The organism is Limnospira sp. PMC 289.06 (genome assembly GCF_032350395.1).
GTDB lineage: Bacteria > Cyanobacteriota > Cyanobacteriia > Cyanobacteriales > Microcoleaceae > Limnospira > Limnospira platensis.
In genome coordinates this window covers 1-19,414 of record NZ_JARPLC010000001.1, presented here as the reverse complement: position 1 = coordinate 19,414, position 19,414 = coordinate 1, and the positions used below count along the sequence as shown (strand labels likewise).

The window sequence follows — 19,414 nt, the reverse complement described above, 5'->3', positions numbered from 1 at the left end:
GCCAGATTGCCTATTGACAAATCTCGGAGATTGACTTATGATAAAAGCATGGAGAAATGTGGCGGCATATATATAGCCGTCTGGGGTGGTTTGGTTCGGTGTTGCTCGCATTTAGGGTGCTGTTAAAAGATTAATTCAGCAGCTTTTTGAATGCGGAATATCGGCTCAACACAGCGAGGTAAATTAGGTAAAGGAACGATCGCCAATTCCCCAAAGCGATCGCCTGAAATTGCCTTACCCAATTCAGCGCGATTATGTACGATGTAATTTTGGGCGATCGACTGTTCCCGGACAGATTCGACTAATCTTTCAGCTTCTGCTAGAATAGCAGAGCGATTTTGAACAACTCCAATAAACTCGGTATATTCGGGGTCAGCCAGACGTTTTTGTGCTTTCACCACCCGCTGACGCAAGGTTCGCAACCGTCCCATAAACTCAACCCTTCCCAAGACATTCTGATATTTGATCCACAGCTTAAAAATCCAAGCCAGCCAATCACTCATAGCGGTAGGAATCTCCAAAAACCGCAATAGATGACCCGTGGGAGCAGTATCTAATACAATCAAATCTTGTTCGTGGCTTTCCAATAACTCCATCACCTCCACCAGAGACAACATCTCATCAAGTCCTGGGAGAGACTGGGAAACAATGCGCCTCCAAGCCTCTGGTCCATAAGCCAGTTTGAGATTAGCATCAGGGTCTCCAGAATCTCCCCCCATCATTTCCGCCAATTCCCAGAGATAGTCTGAGCGAAACCTATCGAGAACCTGGTCAGCATCAATTTCCTGACCGCTAAGGTTATCAGTAATGTTAAGGGCTTGATGTCCTAACTGACAACCGAAGGCATCACCCAAGGAATGGGCTGGGTCAATAGATACCATTCTAACATGGCGCGCGCTGTAACGTTCTGCCATCGCCCAACCTATAGCAGCAGCAACAGTGGTTTTACCCACACCACCTTTTCCCCCGACAATAACTAAACGCCGCCCCAAGGACAGAAAATCTGGTAATTTAGGAGCATCAGGGAATGTCACCAATGATACGGGCTGGTTTTCGGTTTGGGTGATGATAGCTAATTGGTCATCGTTACCCAAAGGCTTAGTTTGAGCAAATAAGCTATTTAAGGCGGTAACTCCCAGGGGTTCGGTGTCTAATTCCGGGACGAGAAATATAGGCTGCGCGGCGGCGATTTTGATAAACTCAGCCATGAGGGGTTGCTGTTCACGATAGCGATCGCCATCAACAGCTTCGGTCACGATATGATTAATCCATACCCCACCCAGATGAATTTTGAGAGTTTGTAGAGACTCCAAAAATCGCCGGGTTTCAAATAAACTCATGGGTTCAGGAATTGCCACACAGAAACAAGATGTATGGTCAGCATCTTGCAGCCTAGCGCGTCCTGAAGCGAGTTTGTCCCGCATTTCATCTAAAAACTCATCTCCTTCGTCTTGGCGGTGGCTACCAGTAAAGGAACTGCCGATGGTGCGATGTTTTTCTTGGAATAGTTCGAGGGATTCTAACAAATTATCCAAAAAATCCATTAACCCCAAAAGGTTGAGGGCGTGACCACTGGGAGCCATATCCACCACTACCCGGTCGATCAGGTTTTCGTCAAAGAGGCGCTGAATTTCCAATAAACCCATCAACTCATCAACTCCCGGCCATTCGAGGTCCCAAACGGGGGTAAGGTCTTCGCCTTCTACAAAACTGCCACGTTCCACCAACAATTGTAGGGTATCTCCGTAGCGTTCCTTAAAGTCTTTGAGTAGTATATGGGCATCTAGGGCGCGGATACTCAGGTTGGGTAGGGGAACAAAATCAACAGAGGCAGCGACATGGTTGGGGGTGTTATCTACCTGCATTTGTAGCACATCTCCTAGGGAGTGGGCTGGATCTGTTGATAGTAGCAGGATGCGATCATCAGGAAACTGACTAGCCCAATGGAGGGCTAACCCACAAGCCAGGGTGGTTTTACCCACACCTCCTTTACCACTAAATAGAGCTAAACTTAGCTTATGAAAGTCCTCTACCATAAATTTCTCTGATTGACTCCATTTTTTACCTTGGGGGCGATCGCCTGATCAGAGCAAGTCCCGGCTACATCATTATTTAATGATTCCGAGTTATGTTGACCATTAGACCCAATCACCCCATGACCCTAGCACCTACTCATCAGCCCTTCAGCCTCAGCAATAACTGTCATACGGCAGATGATGATTGGGAGTTCGCTCCATCATAATGGAATTATAGAAAGTTGGCAAGGATTAAATTAACCCCCCTGGGCCTAAGTCCCAATTAAACCGTGTTCTTTCCCTATTTCAGGAAAATCCTGCTATCTCATTTCTAACTGGAAAAATGAAACAAGTAAGATACAAAACCCTCGACGGTTTGCCTATTTTTAATCAAGTTCAGCTTAGGCGAGGTTCAAATCATGAGTAACATTAAATCACAAACCCAAATGCTGATGATGGCATTTCCCCTGTTTTTGGCAATCCCCGGAGTCCCCAATGCCGTTTTTAATCAGTCTGAGGTCTTATCTTTCCCGGTGAAGACAGAATCTATCTTTTGGGGGAGTGAAAATACATCCCCCTACGAGTTACCACTACCGGAGGTTCAACAAAGACGACCCTCTGAGTGTTATGATAATGGAGTCTGTTAATATCTTTTGACAGCTACTGGGGTGCAATACTGAGAGTTGGGGGATATGTAACTGCTGCTATCAATTGCTATGAATTCTACCAAGCCGACATAGCCAGCAGTCTGGGTGTCTTCCCTAATTATTGCCTGATGAGATTTGACGAATTATTGGATATCGGTATATTTAACGGTACAAGAACAGTTCAAGTTTGAATAGCAAGATGGTAAGGGCTATTTGTTGTGGTTATTATGGGGAGGGGAATGGCGGTGATGAGGCGCTTTTGGCTTCGTTATTACAGATGCTACCCGATACGGTAGAAGCGATCGCTTTATCGGGAAACCCTAGCCAAACTGAGACCCAATACGGAGTTCAAACCGGCGATCGCCGAAATGCCTTTCAGGTGTTGAAAGTTTTGCGGGCTGCTGATTGGTTTATCTGGGGGGGCGGCAGTTTAATCCAAGATGTCACCAGCACCATCAGCCCATTATATTATACGGGATTGATGGGATTAGCTCAACAGATGGGATTGACCACTATTGCTTGGTCTCAAGGTATTGGTCCCCTCCAGCGTCCGATTACCCGTGCTATGGCAAAAAGGGCTTTTTCTGGGTGTAATCTAGTTACTGTCCGTGATAGTGGTTCGGCTGCCCTATTGACAGATTGGCAAATTCCGTTTACCTTAGCTCCTGATCCAGTGTGGGCACTTGACCCCAAGCCTGTACCGGGGCTGTGGGATTTTCCAGCCCCGCGAGTGGCTGTCACCTGGCGATCGCATCCATTATTGACCCCAAAACGGTTAGAGATTTTAACTAGGGCTTTGGTGTCTTTTCAGCAGGTGACGGATACCTATATTTTACTGGTTCCGTTTCAATTATCCCAAGATTTGGCGATCGCTGAGTTAGTCCATAGGGCTATTCCTCACCATAGCCAAATTCTGAAATTAACAGATCCTCAAATGTTGCGGGGATTATTTCAGGGGGTGGAAATGGCTATATCAATGCGACTACATAGTTTAATTATGGCAGCCTCCCAGGAATGTCGCTGTTTTGCTATTAGTTATGACCCTAAAGTGAGTCATTTAATGGCAGAATTAGACTTCCCCGGTTGGGAACTTTCCCAAATTCCCGATGATGCTAATATCATTAGTAAAGCCTGGATTGAACATTATGTTAATGGCGATCGCCTTGACCGTGTTAAAATTCAATCTCTGAGCGATCGCGCCCAACTTCATGGGGAACTATTGCAATCATTAATTAATAGTTAGCTACTCTTAATTGGAGGTGTAAACATTGGGAAGAGTTCGGGTTCGTCAGCACGTTAACCCTTTAGCGCGGAAATTTCAATTCTCTGTTAAAAACCCAAATTGGTCAGAGATATATAGTGATATTAACAAACCTCTCCATATTGATATTGGATGCGGAAGGGGTAGATTTTTATGGAAACTTGCTCAAATCCAAGAATATCATAATTTTTTAGGGTTAGAAATACGTCAGACTTTAGTGGAAGAAGCCAACCATTGGCGCGACCAAAAACAGCTAACTAATCTACACTATATTTTCGGTAATGCTAACTATTCCCTATCCTCAATGTTAGCATCTTTGCCCCCACAAACTATCAAAACAGTTAGTATTTTATTTCCTGACCCTTGGTTTAAAAGCAAGCATCAACGGCGGCGAGTAGTACAACCGCAACTGGTGGAAGATTTAGCCAAGTTTATGGTGTCCGGTGGTTGGGTATTGTTAGCCTCGGACGTGGAAACTGTGGCGATCGAAATGCGCGATCGCTTTAGGGAAAATCCCCGCTTTCATCTCCTCTCAGAACATTGGTTAACAGACAACCCCCTACCCGTCGCTTCCGAACGCGAAATCGCTACCCTTAACCGTGGCGAACCCGTTTATAGGACTCAATTTAAGGCGAATTAATCACTCTTAATTCACCCCAGACATAGCTTGGGGGTCTTGGCGTGTGTAAATCTGTCCATCATTCCACAGTCCTTGTATCTGAGTCCAAATCGCACTAAAAAATCCCCAGAAATAGAAAATCCCCCGCACCATAATTTTAGTAAACCCACCACTTTTGTTACAAGGAGGATGTCCGAGAACATGACAATCAAATAGACGGATATATAAATGTAGGGATTGTTTCCAGGTTAAATGCTTAAATGCCATCAAAAAATGATTATGATAATGGGTAATTTGGTACTCTAAAGACCGGGTACTAATATCATGACAGCCTCCGGTGGGTTCCCCAATATGCACTAAAACTGCTTCTGGATCATACCAAATCTGATAATCAGTTTTTCGGATATCCAAGAAAAAATCCGACTCCTCACGCACCGCGCTACCCCTAAATCGTTCATCAAACCAAATTCCATGGTCAGTAAAAAGCGATCGCCTAAAAGACATATTACACCCCCGACCACTAATAATCTTTTGAGGTTTCATAGTATTAACCACATCCAAATAATACCAAGCAATACCCGGATCACTCGCCTCTGGTGGTAGATAATCAAAAGTCGGTTGTGTGTGGGTTCCCTGTAAATGTTCTGGGGTTAATACCCGACCCGCTACCGCGCCAATTTCAGGATGATCAAGATAGTTGCGAACATGGTACATGACGAAATTAGGCTCAAGTGTAACATCATCATCAATAAAGATGACAATCTCTCCCGTAGCGCGTCGCACCCCATAATTTCTCGCTCCCGGTAAACTAGCCCATTCCAGTTGACACCAGGAAATTTTCCCAGATTGTGACAACTTTTCTAAATACTCTTGAGTTTCCGGTTCATGGTTTTTCGTTTGGTCAACTACCAAGATTTCCAAATCTGGGTAATCATTATTCATCACATCCAATAAACTATTCCGCAACAATTCTTCACGTCCATAGGTAGGAATAATTACAGAGACTTTAGGAAGATTCATAGTTTTGATAATATCCAATAGTTACTGATTTTTAGGGCTGACAAATCGAATTGTAAGCCTCCACAAACTGAGGACCAATCACATTCCAACTATAGCGCTCTCGAGATAAGTTTTGTCCATTATTACCCATTTCTCGCCTGATATCCGGTGCATTAATTAACCGCTTTAAAGCACTTTCCCACTGGTCTAGGGTTCCCGGTACAACCAAACCAGCATTTTCCTCAATCACATCTACCGCGATCTCAACTTCCGGGGTAATAACTACAGGTAATCCAGCCGCCATAGCTTCAGCCACCGCAATACCAAAGTTTTCCCCCAAAGATGGTAATGCTAAGAAATCACAGCCATAGAGTAAAAGTTGTTTATCCTCACCACTAACAAAACCTGTAAATGTCACATTTTCCCCTAATCCTAGGCTGCTGATTATTCCCTCAATATATTGACAATAAGCAGGTTCCCCACTCCCTCCAATCACCAAATGAAACTTATCTTCACCCTGGAGATTAGCCAAAACTTTAATTAAAAAATCAAGTTGTTTTTTGGGGTGAATCCTTGACAGAAACAAAATAATCGGGGTTTCCATATCCACCGAAATATTATATTTTGCTCGCAGAGCCATTTTAGCGTTAGGATAAACCGTCGGGAAATGGATGCCTAAAGGTATATTAACCGTGGGTGCATCTATACCAAAATCACCCACATATTTTTGTTCTAGCTTAGTGGTACAATGAATCAGAGACGCTTTTTTTAAGTTGGCATTTTCCAACAGGAAATTATAGATATTTTTTTTCAGCCGCTTTTGATTAATCACCCAGGGGGAAAAATGACCGTGAGGACTAATCACATAGGGGATTGATTTCTGTCGCGCCTTCCTCGCCCCAAATGTACAAACATAGGAGAATAGGGAGTGAATATGCACTAAATCATAACCCTTAATATAGGTATTTAGCCACTGCATAAGTTGCCGAGAAATCGCATATTCAGACAAGGCTGGAACGGAGGGAGACCATCTCGGGAAAAATAAAACTGGTACATCCTGATAATCTATAAACTCACCACAGGGAACCTCTAACACTCCCGGACCGCTATCATTAGTGGTGAGAATTTCCGCCTCTACCTGACAATTTCTTAGCGCCTGAACAATCTCGCTCACAGCAACGCTAGTCCCGCCTCTAATGGGACTCACTGAAGGAATAATATGTAAAACTTTTGCCATAATTTTATAGGTGATTTCGTGAATTTTTCCACATTAGTTTTACCCAAGTTTTCCGGAAGCGGCGATCGCTTGTTCATACAAAGCTATATATTCATTAATCATTTTCTCCGTAGTAAATCTTTTGGCATTATCAAATAATGGTTGGGGGTCTGTCTTAATGATGTTCAGGGAATCCAGAATTTTGGTGGCTGATTCTTCGGGGTTCTTGGGGTCAATATAAATCGCTACATCTCCCCCCACTTCCGTCATAGGAGGTATATGGGATGTAAACACCGGACAGCCACAGGCTTGGGCTTCAATAATCGGCCAGCCAAACCCTTCTTGAAGGGATGGAAATAGTAAAGCGATCGCCGCCGAGTATAAAGCGCGTAGGTCTTCATTATCGATGTTAACACAGGGAATAACTAATGGTTCTAATTCATAGTTTGTGATCAGTTGTTGTAATTCTTCAGTTAACGGAGCCCCTGCCATCACTAAATAAATATCGCCACCAACCCGCTTTTGTTGAAGATGGGCAAATATTTTGACGACTCCTAACCGATTTTTATACCATTGATTACCACCTACATGGAGAATAAAAGAACTATTTTCGGGAACCTTTAATTTTGCCAGCCTGGGTTGATATTCAGTTTCTGACATCGGGCGATAAGGGTAATTTAACCCCATATAAATGGTAGTTGCCGCCTGGGGTTCTAGTTCCGTAATTCTCAGTAAATCCTCTCTGGTCTTTTCCGAAATACAGGCTACTCTTTGGGCTTGATTTAACCCTTTCAGAATTATTTGTTGAAGTTGCCGACCTGTCCACCGGGTGGGATTTTCGGGGATTTCTCCTAAAGCTGAACGGACGGCTAGTAAATCATTACAGGTAACAATGTGGGGGATTTTTTGTAAGTAGCGGGTATAAAATCCATTGGAATGGTCGCAAATATGAGCAACATCAGCCCAGGCTAAGTGTTCTTTTAATGTAGGGGGAAACATGATAAACTTATCGATATATCCTAACCATTTTCCTACACCACTACCGCCGGGTTTAAGCTGTCCTAACTTGGCTTCGGGACGCAGTAAGCGCACGTCATGACCTGCTTTTTTTAACTCGCTCTCCATGACAGCCGAAAAGCGCTGCATACTTTGTTGAGCATCTGGTAGGTAGTTCCCAATCAACAGTATTTTCATTAACTATAATTATAACCCAGGATACTTGTATACTTCTCAATACCAATTCTGTAGATTCACCCGTGACCAGTGTATCATACTTTGATATGGCATAGACAAGGTATGGCTTGCGTCCACGGAAATATTAAGCAATAATAAGCCCTTGACGAGGATTGAACTCGTGACCTCACCCTTACCAAGGGTGTGCTCTACCACTGAGCTACAAGGGCAAGTGGGCCGGGCTGGATTTGAACCAGCGTAGGCGTAGCCAGCGGATTTACAGTCCGCCCCCATTAACCACTCGGGCACCGACCCATTTATTCAACAATTTATAATGGTATCACAAATCTCAAAAAAAGCTAGTGTTTGGGAAAACTTTTTTTTGTAAATCCCAAAATCCTTATCTAGCAAGGGTTTGAGCGAAGACCAAATAAGCGATCGCTTTCCTGAAACCCGAATTAATGGCCAAATAACTGGTCAATGTCTAATCCAGGGCAAGCCAGAGGACCCAGACCGGGAGGGGGAAGAATTCATAGGTTTATTGCGGGCCATCCGACTGGGAAAATCACTTTCGTCGTAAATTTCGCCCACCAACTCCTCTAAAATGTCCTCCAAAGTGACCAACCCCACTGTCCCCCCATATTCATCGACAACGATCGCCATGTGTAAGCGCTGTTGTAACATCTCTGTAAGCAAGCTACCCACCCGTTTAGTCTCCGGTACATAAACCGGGGGAATCATAGCTTCTGTGACCGATGGCGACGGGCTATCAACACTAATTGAGCGCATCAGTTGTAGCGCCCGCTTCAAATGCACAATCCCGACAATTTCATCTTTCGATTCTCCCTGGACGGGAATACGAGAATAACCCGTTTCCAAACACAAATCTATCACCTGTTGGACAGTCGCCTGATGGGAAATAGTCCGCATATCAATACGGGGTTTCACCACCTCCCGCGCCATGAGATAATCCATGACGAGGGTTTTATTTAACAGTTGATGTTTTTGCCAGTCCAGTTGACCGCGACCCCCTAAAATCTCAATCATTAACCGTAGTTCCTGCACCGACAAACCGGGTTGTACAGCGCCCCGGTTGATTAACCGGATAATACTTTGGGCAATGGTTTCAAATAGATAAATAACCGGAGACAGGAGAATAGACAGTAGGTAAATCGGACGAATAACGGCCTTAAAAATAGGTAGAACATTGCTAATAGCTAAAGATTTGGGGGTAATTTCCCCAAATACCAACAGCAAAAAGGTGACCACAGCGGTAGCAATTCCTAGCCCGGCATTACCCAACCAGATAGCAAATAAATTACTGGTGATAATTGCCGAGAAGTTATTAACTAAATTATTACCCACCAAAAGAGTCGTAATAAATCGCGCCCGTTTCTCCAAAACCAGGGTAAACATCCGATTAGGATCACCTTGCTCTCGAATTAGCGCCCGCAACTTGAGATTATCTAAGGCTGTGATCGCTGTTTCTGAACCTGCAAAAAATGCCGATAATACCAACATGAACAGCAAAATTAGCAAATCTATCCAGACACTTCCTAACAAAGGTACGGTTACAGCCGTAGTCGCCAGGTATTCCGGGAGGGATATTCCAATCACAGAGGGATACCAAATTCTAAAACTATGATTTTGAAGTTGAGTGACATCGATTCAGTATAGAATCAATCCTTCACTGCTGAATTAAGCGAGTTTAACATAGTTGTTATCGGTTTTTCGGTTACTACCAGGGTAAATTTGTCCCATCCCAGGATAGAAACTGACCACTATGACTGATTTCTAGGCGGTTAATCACGTCTAAGAGTTGTTGTACAGTTCGATTAACTGAAAATAGCTTTTCGGGTGTAACATTTTTTTGAAAGGGTTGGGAAAGCTCTGTGTCTGTGGTCCCTGGGTGTAGCATGACGACAATGGTTTGGGGACTTTTGCGGGAATATTCGATCGCGACTGTTCGCATTAACATATTTAATGCGGCCTTGGAGGCGCGATAACCATACCATCCACCTAAATGATTATCGCCAATACTGCCTAATTTAGCGGAAATTGTGGCGAAAACATGGCGGCGCGGGCTACTAAAAAAGGGTAACAGATGTTTAGCTAACAATACTGCGCCAATACTATTAACCTGGAAATACTCGATGAGGCGATCGCTATTAATTTGTCGCAAACTCTTCTCGGGTTGGAACCCGACACCATGCAATATCCCGACACAATTAACGACCAGGTCTAATTCTCTGGTTTGATGGCTAATAGTTTCCAATGCGGCGACTAGATCAGATTCTTGGGTAATATCCATGGACAGACAGACGAGACGCTGGGGATACCGACTGGCCAAGTTTAACAAGTGTTGGGCGGACTCCCAACGCCGATAAGTCCCATAAACCCTGTCAATTGCTGGGTCTTGTAATAGCATCTCGACAAACCCATAGCCAATACCACCATTAGCACCAACAATCAAAATATGCAATCAATTAAGTCCTTATAGCGATCGACAAATCTGTTTTCTCTATAAATGCCCCTGGGGTATCTATAACCAAAATGGTAGCAGCGATCGGACTCAGACAAGGGATATAGTCTGGGTCTCTGGTTTGTGACTCTGGGTAGGGGTGTACAACATTTTTCGGTTGGGGAACTTTTCAGGTGCGCGGATCTACATTAGAATCTAGTGTGTCAAAACCTGTTCCCTGTCTCTTATACCCATTTGATATGTCAGCAAGCGATTTTAGCCGAGGTAATGAGTTTCTCCGTAATGGCCAACTGGAGGAGGCGATCGCTGCTTATCAAAAAGCGATCGGTCAAAACCCGGACTTTTACTTGGCTTACCAAAATTTGGGGGAGGCGCTGGAGAAGTTAGGGCGTTTTGATGAGGCAGTTCAAGCCTATCAAAAGGCGGTGGAATTGAAGCCAGAGGCGGCGTGGTCTTATTTGAGTTTGAGCCGAGTTTTGCGGCAGGTGGGACGGTTTGAGGAAGCCAAAAAGGCAGGCGATCGGGCTATGGAAATTGAGCCTAAGTTGGTGGGGGTGCGATCGTCCCCTTCGGATTTGTCGATGGGATCTACCTATCAAATTAGTTCAACTCCCACGGCAACAAACAATAATTACTCAATTAAAAAAAGCCGTTCTCAGTCAGCAGAAAAGAAAGCATCACCCAGCCGAGTTTCACACCAAAAATCTCAGTTATCATCCTCAAAAAACTTTCTGAAACCTCCTCATTTTACAGCTCAGGATTTTGGGGAAAGGCTTTGGGGTGGGTACTCCCGATATGCTCTACCGGCACTAGAAGAAATTAAGCATGATTTAACAACGTCAAAAAGTGAGCGAATTCAAGCAGCATGGGAGTTAGTTCGTTGGTACTATGTTGACGGTGATTATGAAATCGCATTAGAGAATGTTGAGTTAATCAATATATTGGGTGCTGAAATACATCCGAGGTATTTACTCGCAGAAATTCAATGTTTAATCAAGCTAAACCGTATCAGTAAGGCGGAAAAACGCTTAGATTTTGCCATCCAAGTTCTCGGAGAAAAAGCAGATTTTTGGCTCTTGAAAGCTAACATACAACGGATAGTAGCTTTCCAAAAAGGACAAGGATATGAAGCTACAACCTTGCCTCTGTATTATATTAATAAAATCTACGAAAATAAAGGGCTATCACCTCTTGTCCTCAAGGACTCTAGTTTGCCATTATCCTTATCTAACATTACAGCTCATGCAGAACCCAAGATTAAGAATCAGAAGCTCAAGGTTTCTGTGATTATGCCAGCCTATAATGCAGCAGAAACCATACACATAGCTCTGGATAGTCTGCTGGCACAAACCTGGAAAAATCTTGAAGTTATTGTAGTTGATGATTTTAGTTCTGATAACACCCGTGAATTGGTAGCAGGATATGTTGAACGCGATCATCGTGTTAAGCTAATTTCTAAAGATGTTAATGAAGGTTGTTATCCGACTCGAAATCGTGGATTAGCATCTGCAACAGGTGATTTAATCATGGTTAATGATAGTGATGATTGGTCTCACCCACAAAAAATTGAGTATCAAATTGAGGTGATGAATAATCGCAAAAGTTTTTGTATTGCGGTGATTTCTCACTGGGTACGAGTTGATGAAAATCTCATGGTAGTGGGGGGACGGAGACCGAAACATCGGCTTTTCGATCTAAATTTTTCCTCTTTAATGTTCAAAAGAAAAGCCCTAGACAAAGTGGGTGTCTGGGACGCTGTTAGAATTGGGGGGGATACTGAGTTTCAATTAAGACTGGAACAGGTGTATGGTGCTAAAGCCCTGTACCGCATTAAATGTGAGGTAATGTTATCTTTGGGAATGGTAAGGGAGGATTCCTTAACTCGTGCCAAAACCACTCATATCAAAACCATGGAATTTGGCATTAGATGGCATTACAGAGATGCTTACAAGTATTGGCATTCTCGGCAGGATTTCCAAACCTCCCCCAAGTTGTCTGAAGAAGTTCGCTCCTTTCCTTGCCCTAGGGGCAATCATCCTTTAAAATCAGAAACATATTTTTACGATGGGGTTGTGGTGGCAGATTGGGCGAACGGTGATAGTGTTTTTGTTTGTAACCTGAACTTTATTGTCGCCGCTCGTCAGTCGGGATTGAAGGTGGCAGCCGTCCATTGGCGCAGCTACAATACCAGTCCTAACATCAGTCTTCAATCTAGCTTTTATGATGTCTGTGTGAAGTATGGGATAGATATACTCACGCCGGGAGACCAAGTTGAGGCTGAAACTATCGTCTTTGGTTGTCCGAAAGCTCTACAGCATAGACTTGATGATTTCCCCGCCATCAACGCTGAAAAATTGATAGTGATTGTGAATCAATTTGCAGAGGGTTTAATTGATGGGTCTGAGCCACAATACGATCCATATATTGTCAGGGCTAATCTCAAAACTATGTTCGGAACAGAGGGAGACTGGATACCTTCTTCTTTATCTATTCAAAGGTTAATGGCTGAAGATGAACGTTACCCCAAGCCATACCCAACTCCCGGGTATCCAATGATGGATGTTGAACAGTGGTGTAGACAAAAGTTGCGGTGGCGGGGTCAGGATAATCAGAAGCCTGTTGTGGGTCGTCACGGGGCTAATACTCCTATGCAATGGCCTGGAGAATTGACGACTTTAAAGCAAATATATGGTGTAGATAATGCTTGGGATGTGAGAATATTAGGCAGTGCTAAGGGGGCTATTGATTTACTGGGTAAACAGCCTAATAATTGGCAATTTACTTCTGGCGATCACATGGGTATGCAGGAATTTTTGGAAGATTTAGACTTTTTTATTTATTATCCTCATGAAAGTTATATCGAGGCTTTAGGTCTTGAGATTATACAGGCTATGGCAGTAGGGATTCCCGTCATTATTGACCCTCAGTTTGAAGAAACCTTTGGCGGTGCAGCTTTATATGCCAACCCCGAACAGGTGAGTTTGAGAGTCCGGGAATTATGGTCTGACCCAGATAAATATATAAATCGGGCTAAAATAGGTCGAGATTTTGTCTACAAAAACTGTAATTATAGGAGGGTAATGGATATTATTAATTATGCTAATTAGTCGATATTTTTGAAGCCATCACATGGCACAATATTTTGGTTATTATGAACCGATGATTAATAGCTATTTCGTTGATAATCAAGAATTTTAGAAATATGTCAAACAGTGAATTAAACCAATTAAGCAATCAATACTCTGGCTCTAAACTAGGGAAAACAAAGAACGATAATCGAGCCATAAAGCCCGTTTGTAATCTTTGTGGCTGTGAGAAATTTATAGATAGCATGAACCGAAAAAAAGTCAAGTGTAAAAACTGTGGTTCTGTAGAGAGAACACGCATTATAATGTTGTACCTGAAAAAGTTTTTACTTCCACAGCCAGGAATGAAAGTGCTACATTTAGCTCCTGATTATGGATTGTCAAAATACTTTTCTTCGATTCTTGGGAATAATTATGTACCCACTGACATCAATCCTGATAGGTATACAAAAAAAGGAATTACCAATGTTCGTAAGCTGGATTTATGTAAAGATTTAGATAATTGGCAAACTGAAAGCTTTGATATAGTTGTTCATTTGCACGTTTTAGAACATATTCCTTGTAACTATACCGCAGTTTTAATTAAGTTAAATAGATTGCTGAAACCAGGTGGAAAACACATTTTTGGTGTGCCAGTTATGGGTAAGGCTTTTCTTGATTCCTTTGGTTCATTAAATCCAGATGAAAATCGTAAGTATTTTGGTCAACAGGATCATATACGCAGATTTAGTTCTTCGGATTTAAAGATGTCTCTGGGTATGGTCGTTCCGGTCAACTTAGATATTCATCTTGAGGATGAGTTCTCAGAACAGGAACTGATGCAATATAATATTCCCAAGTCTAAATGGCGTAACTATGTCGGTTCGTCCCTTTTCTTTTTGGATAAAAGTGATTTGCTATTATAAATAATGAAATCTCCAATCAAAAGATATCATCCACCTAACGAATTCCTAAATATTTATAATTTTTGATGAGGTTTTAAGATGAAAGCCAGTGATTTTAGTCAAGGAAACCAACTGCTAAGGAGTAATCAGCTTGAGGAGGCTGTGGCTGCTTACCAAAAGGCGATCGCACATGATCCTAGTTTTCATTGGTATCACCAAAAGTTAGGGGAAAGCCTAGAAAAGTTAGGGCGTTTAGAGGAGGCGGCAGAAGCCTATCAGCAAGCGGTGGAGCGACGCTCTGATCAAGCTTGCTCTAACTGGGATATGGGGAGAGTTTTGCGGGCTTTGGGTCCGGATGAAGAGGCAGTTAAAGTCGAAGAAACGGCGACGGAAATTGAGGAGAAGTTGTCAGAGAGGCGATCGACTTCCCAATTATCTAAACTCCAACCCTCTGAAAAAGAGCAGAGTCAAAATAGACCCACCGAACTCAAAGATGGTATCAAAAAGGAGCAATCATCTTATTGGTCTAAAAGGGAAACCCATATTTATATCTTCGCAGTTAGACAAATTATCAACAAAATTGGCAGTAGTGCTACTTCAATTATCGATGTCGGTTCTAATGGATGTCCTTATATAGATTGGTTTTCGTGGATTCCAGAACGCTATTCTCTGGATTTACGCAATCCTTACAAGGCTCCCGGTGTGGTTTCTTTGACCCAAGATTTTCTCAAATACAATCCCGAAAAACGTTTCGATTTGTTAACCTGTCTTCAGGTTATTGAGCACGTCCCAGATGCGGAAGCATTTTGTCGAAAACTACTCGAAACTGCTCGTGTTTTAGTGGTCTCTGTTCCTTATAAATGGAAAGCAGGTCAAACTAAAGGTCATATCCATGATCCGGTAGACCTCACAAAAATGAATCATTGGTTTGGGCGAGAGCCTAACTATTACAACATTATCAAAGAAATCGAATCACCAGTTCGTCGTATGATCTGTATTTACTATCAGGATTCTGAGAAAAATTGGGATAGAGTTAGAACAGTATTTAAACCCAGTTAATACGGGGATGGTTAAACTATTATGACTTGACAAGCTGAAAATTCATGATAGTCTAGTAATACTGAGAACGTACCAATCTGGTTGTTTTTGTAGTAGCTATATTTGTGGGGTATTGGGTGGTGAGTTATTTTACTAAGGGAAACCAACTGCTAAGGAGTAATCAGCTTGAGGAGGCTGTGGCTGCTTACCAAAAGGCGATCGCACATGATCCTAGTTTTCATTGGTATCACTACAAGCTGGGCTTGGCTTTAGAACAGTTGGGGCGTTTACAAGAGGCTAAGGCAGCTTTTCAGAAAGGATTTGATATCAAGCCGGATCTAAATTTTGGGTGTTTCAAGGTTGGCGAATTGTTACCAAAAACCTCAGACCATCAGGAGCAACCCCAAGATAAGCACCTGCAAGGGTGGAGTGAAAAATTAAATAATTCTCTTGTCGATAACAAATATTATCAAGAGTTATTTGCCAGAGGTTATATTATTTCAAATAAACGAATAACTACGGTTCCTTTTCACTGGAAAAAATCTCGATTTTGTGATATTTACTTCGCTTATGATCCACGTCTTAATTGTCACTTAGCTCGGGAGACAGATGTAGCGGTTATGTGCTTAGGATTAATCTGTGATGTCCGCTTTCCTAAGCAGACAACGGATGAGTGTGTCTCTTTTCTAGCTGAGTCCTTAGCTTCATCAGAATCAATATTCTATGACCGCTTGAGTTATGCGTGCGGTCGGTTTGTAATTGCAGCTTATCAGCCGGAAGTTGGTCTTTTCATCTTAACCGATGCAACGGGTATGAAGTCGGCATTTTACTACAATCAAGAAGCCAAAATTGTAGGTTCACACGCACAACTGGTAGCTGAAAATGCCCAGAATACCGAACGTCGTACTCCGATTCCTTTTAAAATGGGCTATCCCGGAATACAAACCCCATTCCACAATATATTTTTATTAACACCCAATACCCAGCTCAATTTTGATAATTTTTCCATCAGGCGATTTTTCCCTGTATCACCATTGATTTCATTAAACCTAGAGCAAGCTGTGGAGAGGGTGGCTGAGTATTTTAAAGGAGCAATGCAACACTTTGCAACTTTTTATCAAAATTTAATATCTCTGACTGCCGGATTGGATTCTAGGGTAACACTTGCTTTAAATAAAAACCACAGTAATGTCAGATATTTTACATACTACAGAAGGGATAGTGTTGACACTGATAAATATGATAAAATGGTAGCTGAAAACCTAGCCCATAAATTTGGCTTATCACATGAGATTTTATATTTAAGTCAATATCCTAAAGAAAAGCAAGAGTTTTTAAGTATTTTGAATAATAATACATATTATTCCCATAACAGAAGCTTGGCATTTGTTTATTATCAAAAATTTTCTCAGAGTGCAAATTTAATTCATGTGCGTTCTAATGTTTCAGAAACTGGGAGGGAGTTTTATAAAAACACAAAATTTCCTATCTTGTCTGCTAAGGATTTAGCTTATCTATATTTAATTGGTAGCTCAAATCATCGACCAGAGTATATTGCTGAAGTGATTCGTAAGTTTGAAGAATTTGACAGAATTACCAACATCATGCAATGTCAAAGTTTAATTGATATTAAGTCTCTGTTTTATTGGGAGTTTAGGATGGCAGCATGGCACTCACAGGTCGTCATTGAATCTGACCCAGCATTTGATACTGTTTCGATTTATAACTGTAGAAAAACCTTGGAAATTATGTTATCTATCACAAGAGAAGAGAGGGAGAAAAGTTTGATTTTGAAGAAAATAATAAACAATGAATCGCCTGAACTTACAGAATTTAAGATAAATGGGAAAGGTTTTTGGAGTTGACTAACTTACCTTACTTAGATAAAACTTACTACAATTTAGGATAGATAATTTCCAGTAAATTTTCAATTATATATGGTATATATGGTATATATGGTAGTTTTTTCTGATGAACAACCTGTTTTTGTGCTTCAGAATTTATAAAATTCCTGAATTTGTGACGGTCTATAAAAGTGCTTTGTAAACTGAGAATTTAACATCTTGTCTAAATAGTCTCCCGGAAGCACCAGTTTTTCCTTAAACTCTTTAAATAGGTGACTATACCACTTCTGGGAACTAAGATTTTGGTTTTCTAGGTGAAAGTTGCTGATACCTGTAAACATTCGGATAACCTCCTGTTTTTGGCTATCCATTAGTTCCGCTTGCATAATCAAAATATGGTAAGATTCATGTAAGTAGGTTTGCCATCCTAATAATGAAAAAGGCTGGCTGTAAATATCAAAATTTAAGCATTTCTTGAACTCTCTATCAAACCAAATTAGGGGATAGTTGAGGTCTAATGTCCAAAATTTATTAATCAGTTCTTCAATACTCAACTGTAGGATTTGTTCTGGGCTTAAATGGGGGTAATATGTATCGAGGTTTTGAAAAAAGCCACTAATATTGACAGCAATGGGATTTCTGACCAGTGAAATAATTTTTAATGGTTCTCCTAACCAGTTTTTTAACACAAAATAGCCATCTATACAATGCCCTTTGTGCATATTTTTTTGTAGATATGTTTCCTCTAAGAAATGAATATCATAGACCTGTGAACTATGGTTTTTTAAAGATGTGGAAATGGAAGTTGAACCCACTTTTCCCATGGTGTAAACCAAAAAACGCTGCTGTTGATTTTGATGGGGTAATGGGGACGAACTCTGATATTTTTTGATGAGGGTATTTAAGAATGATTTTGCTGGTTGGTGTTCGGGATGGGATTTTAATAACTGATGCAGGCATTGTATCGCCTGTTGAGAATTACCCATTTTCTCTAAGCAGCAGGCTTTTTGATAGTAAAACTCGCTTAAATCCGGTCGCAACTTAATACATTTTTCCCAAATATCTAAAGCTGTTTTATGCTGTCCTTGCTGGCTTAAATCCATGGCTGTTTGGCGCATGGTTCTGATATATTTGCGACCAGTAAACCGCATTTTATCAATCACGGTTTCGGCTTCCATATTGATGGTAACGGCGGTGGGGTGTTTGAGGGGAAAGCTGATTGATTGAGTGGGTAAATTAGCGATTTCATCAACTTCCCAGGTAGTATGGGCTGCATCTGCGCCAAAACCAACATTAGAAATTAAGTTATGATTGGGAATGATAGATAAACCTTTATTTATCAAACAAGTAAACGTCCAAGCCCATCCCCATGAGTTAAAACCATTGTAGGTTAAATCAAAGATTTCTGCCCAATATTCGGCGCGTTCTTGACTTCCCAATAAATCCCTTAACCAATGGCGATCGCACTCCGTTAGCCAAGACTTTAAATCCGGTTCAAATAACCGCCAAGCTCGCCGCCATGTCGCCCATCCCCAATAAAAGCTATACTGGGAAAAATAATAGCTGGAATTTGCCGATTGATAGCCGTGGGTATTTTCTCCGGTAATTTGGAAAATTTGGTGATCATCACGATAGCGGATTAATAACTGTTGGCAAAATTGAAAAAAACTGATGTCGGGGATACAGTCATCTTCTAAGATAATCGCTTCTTCCACTAAACCAAACACCCAATTTAGTCCACTGGCGACTCGCTGTTTACAACCTAAGTTAAAATCCGAGTAGTTGGTTAAAACTTGACAATCCCAATCAACCCTATCAATAATGGCGCGAGTTTGGGCGCATTTTTGGGCTTCTAAATCATTGCCGGGTTCGGGACCATCAGCAATCACCAGTAACTGCTGAGGCTTGACTTGGCGAATTACATCAAACACTTTTTGGGTGGTATCTGGTCGCCTAAAGATGAGTAAAACGACGGGGGTGGTGAAAGATTCAATTTCGGGCATTGATAAATGATGACAAGGTTTCTTGATGTGGTATGGGCTGATCCGATATGATACAATCTTTTCAGCCGTAATCAAGTTTGACTCAGCACCAACCCCGTCCCAAAAGATGAAAACTGACAAACTATTTTATCGCATTTTCCTATGGCA

General features: G+C 41.8%; 14 protein-coding genes and 2 tRNA genes. 7 read left to right on the top strand and 9 right to left on the bottom strand.

The window, feature by feature from the left end; all coding sequences use genetic code 11:
* Positions 1-122 precede the first annotated feature (122 nt).
* Positions 123-2,036, bottom strand: a complete 1,914-nt coding sequence (locus P5674_RS00080; RefSeq protein ID WP_315669700.1) for an ArsA family ATPase — start codon at positions 2,034-2,036, stop codon at positions 123-125.
* Between the two features lie 398 nt (positions 2,037-2,434).
* Here P5674_RS00080 and P5674_RS00075 point away from each other — a divergent pair, with 398 nt between their 5' ends.
* The 3 genes from P5674_RS00075 to trmB all read left to right on the top strand — a co-directional run bounded on the left by P5674_RS00075 (position 2,435) and on the right by trmB (position 4,563).
* Positions 2,435-2,662 carry a hypothetical protein gene (locus tag P5674_RS00075; protein ID WP_006619796.1) on the top strand — a complete coding sequence of 76 codons (228 nt, stop codon included), beginning with the start codon at positions 2,435-2,437 and terminating at the stop codon, positions 2,660-2,662.
* A gap of 199 nt (positions 2,663-2,861) precedes the next feature.
* Positions 2,862-3,905 (top strand): polysaccharide pyruvyl transferase CsaB, encoded by a 1,044-nt coding sequence (csaB, locus tag P5674_RS00070; protein ID WP_006619797.1) that lies wholly within the window; start codon positions 2,862-2,864, stop codon positions 3,903-3,905.
* A 25-nt stretch (positions 3,906-3,930) separates the two neighbouring features.
* The gene (gene trmB, locus P5674_RS00065; protein WP_006619798.1) at positions 3,931-4,563 is read left to right on the top strand and encodes a tRNA (guanosine(46)-N7)-methyltransferase TrmB; all 633 of its coding nucleotides are present in this window, start codon (positions 3,931-3,933) and stop codon (positions 4,561-4,563) included.
* A gap of 6 nt (positions 4,564-4,569) precedes the next feature.
* On the opposite strand, the gene hpsN is transcribed toward trmB, so the two are convergent.
* From hpsN to P5674_RS00030, 7 genes are all read right to left on the bottom strand, one after another.
* Entirely contained in the window at positions 4,570-5,562 is a 993-nt protein-coding gene (hpsN, locus tag P5674_RS00060) for a hormogonium polysaccharide biosynthesis glycosyltransferase HpsN (RefSeq protein WP_006619799.1), read from the bottom strand.
* A 31-nt stretch (positions 5,563-5,593) separates the two neighbouring features.
* On the bottom strand, positions 5,594-6,778 hold the full coding sequence (locus tag P5674_RS00055) for a glycosyltransferase (RefSeq protein WP_006619800.1): 1,185 nt from the start codon (positions 6,776-6,778) through the stop codon (positions 5,594-5,596).
* A gap of 39 nt (positions 6,779-6,817) precedes the next feature.
* Entirely contained in the window at positions 6,818-7,951 is a 1,134-nt protein-coding gene (locus P5674_RS00050) for a glycosyltransferase family 4 protein (RefSeq protein ID WP_006619801.1), read from the bottom strand.
* Positions 7,952-8,088: 137 nt separating this feature from the next.
* Positions 8,089-8,160, bottom strand: a tRNA-Thr gene (locus P5674_RS00045).
* 3 nt (positions 8,161-8,163) lie between these two features.
* A tRNA-Tyr gene (locus P5674_RS00040) sits at positions 8,164-8,245 on the bottom strand.
* A gap of 162 nt (positions 8,246-8,407) precedes the next feature.
* Positions 8,408-9,547, bottom strand: a complete 1,140-nt coding sequence (locus tag P5674_RS00035; RefSeq protein WP_006619802.1) for a hemolysin family protein — start codon at positions 9,545-9,547, stop codon at positions 8,408-8,410.
* A 121-nt stretch (positions 9,548-9,668) separates the two neighbouring features.
* Entirely contained in the window at positions 9,669-10,412 is a 744-nt protein-coding gene (locus P5674_RS00030; protein ID WP_006619803.1) for an SDR family NAD(P)-dependent oxidoreductase, read from the bottom strand.
* A gap of 239 nt (positions 10,413-10,651) precedes the next feature.
* Here P5674_RS00030 and P5674_RS00025 point away from each other — a divergent pair, with 239 nt between their 5' ends.
* The 4 genes from P5674_RS00025 (at position 10,652) to P5674_RS00010 (ending at position 17,285) form a co-directional block, all read left to right on the top strand.
* Positions 10,652-13,519: a glycosyltransferase gene (locus P5674_RS00025; RefSeq protein ID WP_315669699.1), complete on the top strand. Its 2,868-nt coding sequence runs from the start codon at positions 10,652-10,654 to the stop codon at positions 13,517-13,519.
* 95 nt (positions 13,520-13,614) lie between these two features.
* The gene (locus P5674_RS00020) at positions 13,615-14,403 is read left to right on the top strand and encodes a class I SAM-dependent methyltransferase (protein WP_081471125.1); all 789 of its coding nucleotides are present in this window, start codon (positions 13,615-13,617) and stop codon (positions 14,401-14,403) included.
* Between the two features lie 78 nt (positions 14,404-14,481).
* Positions 14,482-15,441, top strand: a complete 960-nt coding sequence (locus P5674_RS00015) for a tetratricopeptide repeat protein (RefSeq protein ID WP_152088562.1) — start codon at positions 14,482-14,484, stop codon at positions 15,439-15,441.
* A 104-nt stretch (positions 15,442-15,545) separates the two neighbouring features.
* Complete coding sequence (locus P5674_RS00010) at positions 15,546-17,285, top strand: tetratricopeptide repeat protein (RefSeq protein ID WP_308805636.1); 1,740 nt, start codon at positions 15,546-15,548, stop codon at positions 17,283-17,285.
* Positions 17,286-17,413: 128 nt separating this feature from the next.
* On the opposite strand, the gene P5674_RS00005 is transcribed toward P5674_RS00010, so the two are convergent.
* On the bottom strand, positions 17,414-19,267 hold the full coding sequence (locus P5674_RS00005) for a putative capsular polysaccharide synthesis family protein (RefSeq protein ID WP_014273944.1): 1,854 nt from the start codon (positions 19,265-19,267) through the stop codon (positions 17,414-17,416).
* Between the last annotated feature and the right edge of the window lie 147 nt (positions 19,268-19,414).